Source organism: Methylobacterium sp. Leaf88 (assembly GCF_001422795.1).
GTDB lineage: Bacteria > Pseudomonadota > Alphaproteobacteria > Rhizobiales > Beijerinckiaceae > Methylobacterium.
Map to the genome: position 1 here is coordinate 1 of NZ_LMMK01000010.1, position 261 is coordinate 261.

1 pseudogene is annotated in these 261 nt (G+C 76.2%); it reads right to left on the reverse strand.

The window, feature by feature from the left end:
• Positions 1 to 48 precede the first annotated feature (48 nt).
• Positions 49 to 261 (reverse strand): annotated as a pseudogene (locus tag ASF20_RS05805) (CsbD family protein); the annotation flags it as partial.

Genomic DNA, 261 nt, shown 5'->3' on the forward strand with positions numbered 1-261 from the left:
ACCGCGCAGTCCCGGCGCGGTGGGATCGATCTGTCGCGGCTCTGCGGATCAGTCGCGGCCGTGGATGAGGAGGCCGAGGCCGTAGCCGAGGAGGCCGGCCACCAGCAGGGCGGCCACGGGATGCTCGGCGACTTGGTGGCTCACCTCGCGCCCGCCCTGGCGCAGAGAGCGGCCGCCGGTCTCGTAGGCGTCCTCGGCCCGGTCGTAGGCCTCGCGGCCGGCCCGGCGCACGGACCGCTCGGCGCGGTCGTAGGTGTCGCC